Raw genomic sequence first — 3,113 nt, forward strand, 5'->3', positions numbered from 1 at the left:
TGGCGGCGGCGCAGTTGCGCGGCCTGGTGCCGGATGGCGCGGCGGCGGCGCGACTGGCGCAGGAAGCGGCGCAGGCCGGCGACCTCGCCGCCATCGGCGTGGCGGTGCGGCGGCTGCGCGGGCTGGCCTGACGGCAGTCGCCGCGCCTCGGGGCTGGCAGCGCCCGCGGCTTGCGCCGCCGGGCGCTGGCGCGGCGGCGGCGAAGCGGTGCACCCTGCCCGCATGAACCGTCGCGCCTGGGCCTGGGCCCTCTATGACTGGGCGAACAGCGCCTTCCCGACGATCGTGTCCACCTTCGTCATCGCCGCCTACTTCACCCAGGGCATTGCGCCGGACCCGGTGACCGGCCAGGCGCAATGGGGCTGGATGCAGACCGCATCCGGCATCGGCATCGCCCTGCTCTCGCCGCTGCTCGGCGCCGTCGCCGATGCCGGCGGGCGCCGGCGGCTGATGCTGGCGGTCTGCACCCTGGTGCTGGTCGTGGCGACCGCCGGGATCTGGTTCGCCCGGCCCGACCCCGCCTTCGCCCTCTGGGCACTCGGCTGCGTGGCGGTGGCGACCCTGGCCTTCGAACTTTCCATGGTGTTCTACAACTCCCTGCTGCCGCAGGTGGCGGCGCCGGCGCAGATCGGCCGCGTCTCCGGACTCGCCTGGGGCCTGGGGTACGCCGGGGGGCTGCTCTGCCTGGTGATTGCGCTGCTGCTGCTGGTGCGCCCGGATCCCTCGCCGCTCGGGCTCGACCGCGCCCAGGCCGAGCATGTGCGCGCCACCGCGCTGCTCGCCGCTGGCTGGATCGCGCTGTTCGCCTGGCCGGTGCTGGTGATCCTGCCGGATGCGGGCGGCGCGCGGCCGCCCTGGGGCGCGGCGATGCGCCGCGGCCTCACGGAGATCGGGGCGGTGCTGCGCGGCCTGCCGCGCAACCCCGCCATGCTGCGCTTCCTGCTGGCGCGGCTGTTCTACACCGACGGGCTCAACACGCTGTTCGCCTTCGGCGCCATCTATGCCGCCGGCGTCTTCGGCATGGGGTTCGAGGAGATCCTGCTGTTCGGCATCGCCCTGAACCTGACCGCCGGGCTGGGCGCCGCCGGCTTCGGGCTGGTGGAGGACCGGCTGGGCTCGCAGCGCACCATCATGCTGGCGCTGGTCGCGCTGATGGCGCTCGGCACCGGGCTGCTGCTGGCGGAGGGCAAGGCGATGTTCTGGGTGCTGGCCCTCTCGCTCGGCATCTTCGTCGGCCCGGCCCAGGCGGCCAGCCGGACGCTGATGGCGCGGCTGGCGCCACCGGCGGAGGTGGCGGCGCATTTCGGCCTCTTCGCCCTCTCGGGCCGTGTCACCGGCTTCCTCGGCCCGGCCGTGCTCGCCATGGTGACAGTGGCGACGGACAGCCAGCGCGCCGGCATGGCAACGGTGGTAGTCTTCCTCGCGCTCGGCGCCGCCATCCTGGCGACGGTGCGCGACCCGCCGCGCGGCTGACGGGTGCGGTTGACAGGCATGGGCGGCGGGGCGGAGCCTGCGGCATGAGCGACCTTGCCTTCGCCTTCGCCTCCGCCCTCGACCTCGCCGCCGCCATCCGCGCCAGGCGGATCGGCAGCCGGGAGGCGCTGGAGATGTATGTCGGCCGCATCGAGCGGCTGGACGGGCGGCTGAACGCCGTGGTGGTGCGCGACTTCGACCGCGCCCGGGCGCGCGCCGATGCCGCCGACGCGGCGCTGGCCCGCGGCGAGGACTGGGGCCCGTTGCACGGCCTGCCGATGACGGTGAAGGAAAGCTTCGACGTCGCCGGCCTGCCGACGCATTGGGGCTTCCCCGCCTTGCGCGACAGCATCGCGGCATCGGATGCGCTTGCGGTGCAGCGGCTGCGCGGCGCGGGCGCCATCATCTTCGGCAAGACCAACGTCCCGGTCGCCCTGGCCGACTGGCAGAGCTACAACGCGGTCCACGGCACCACGAACAATCCCTGGGACCTCGCGCGCGCGCCGGGCGGTTCCTCGGGCGGCGCGGCGGCGGCGCTGGCGGCGGGCCTGACGTCGCTAGAGCTCGGCAGCGACATCGGCGCGTCCATCCGCAACCCGGCGCATTACTGCGGCGTCTTCGGCCACAAGCCGACCTGGGGGATCTGCCCCTCGCTCGGCCATGCGCTCGGCGGCAACGTGACGGAAGTGGATATCGCCGTCATCGGGCCGCTGGCGCGCAGCGCCGCCGACCTCGCCACCGTCCTGGGCATCATCGCCGGGCCGGACCCGATCGAGGCGGCGGGCTGGCACCTGATGCTGCCGCCGCCGCGCCACACGGCCCTGCGCGACTACCGCATCGCGGTGATGCTGGACGACCCGAACAGCGCGGTGGACCGCGGCGTGCAGGATGCCATCGCGGCGCTGGCGGACTGGCTCGGCCAGCAGGGCGCGACGGTGAGCCTGACGGCGCGGCCGGCGATCGACACCGCCGAGGCGATGCGCGTCTATGTGCACCTGCTGCGCAGCGCGACCTCGGGCGGCATCGCCGATGCCGCCTTCGCCGAGGAGCAGCGCCTGGCGGCTGCGCTGCCGCCGGAGGATGACAGCTATCGGGCCCGCATGCTGCGCGCCAATACCGGCCCGCACCGCGCCTGGCTGGCGGCGAACGAGGCGCGGCACCGTATGCGCCGCGCCTGGGCGGCGTTCTTCCAGGACTGGGACCTGCTGCTCTGCCCCGCCGCCGCCACCGCCGCCGTGCCGCATGACCAGCAGGGCGAGCGCTGGCAGCGCAGCATCCCGGTGAATGGCAGGCCGGTGCCGGTCACCGACCAGCTCTTCTGGGCCGGCTTCAGCGGCATGGCCCTGCTGCCCGCATCCGTCGCGCCCGTGGCACTGTCGGCCGAGGGGCTGCCGATCGGCGTGCAGATCATCGGCCCGGCCTATGGCGACCTGGGCTGCATCGACGTCGCCCGGCTGCTGGAGAAGGAATACCGCGCCTTCGTGCCGCCGCCGGGCTGGGCATAGGCCGGGCGGCCAGGGCCCGGGGCGGCTTGCGCCGCTTCCGACGGCGCCATCCGCCCTGGTGATGCGCCCGCTCGGCGGGCGGCGTCAGGCGGCCGGCCGTCGACGGCCCGCTTCCGGCCCGGCGCCGCAGCGGGG

At 74.9% G+C, this 3,113-nt stretch carries 2 protein-coding genes; both read left to right on the top strand.

Annotated elements, in window-relative coordinates; all coding sequences use genetic code 11:
• The first annotated feature begins 222 nt into the window (after positions 1–222).
• Positions 223–1,473 (top strand): MFS transporter, encoded by a 1,251-nt coding sequence (locus E2C05_RS30265; protein ID WP_133223327.1) that lies wholly within the window; start codon positions 223–225, stop codon positions 1,471–1,473.
• 44 nt (positions 1,474–1,517) lie between these two features.
• Positions 1,518–2,978, top strand: a complete 1,461-nt coding sequence (locus tag E2C05_RS30270; RefSeq protein WP_133223328.1) for an amidase — start codon at positions 1,518–1,520, stop codon at positions 2,976–2,978.
• Positions 2,979–3,113 lie beyond the last annotated feature (135 nt).

This window comes from Paracraurococcus ruber, from assembly GCF_004353985.1.
GTDB classification, from domain to species: domain Bacteria; phylum Pseudomonadota; class Alphaproteobacteria; order Acetobacterales; family Acetobacteraceae; genus Paracraurococcus; species Paracraurococcus ruber.

Excerpts from the sequence above, each read along its gene's own strand:
- E2C05_RS30265 (WP_133223327.1), top strand. The coding sequence starts at position 223 with ATGAACCGTCGCGCCTGGGCCTGGGCCCTCTATGACTGGGCGAACAGC.
- E2C05_RS30270 (WP_133223328.1), top strand. The coding sequence starts at position 1,518 with ATGAGCGACCTTGCCTTCGCCTTCGCCTCCGCCCTCGACCTCGCCGCC.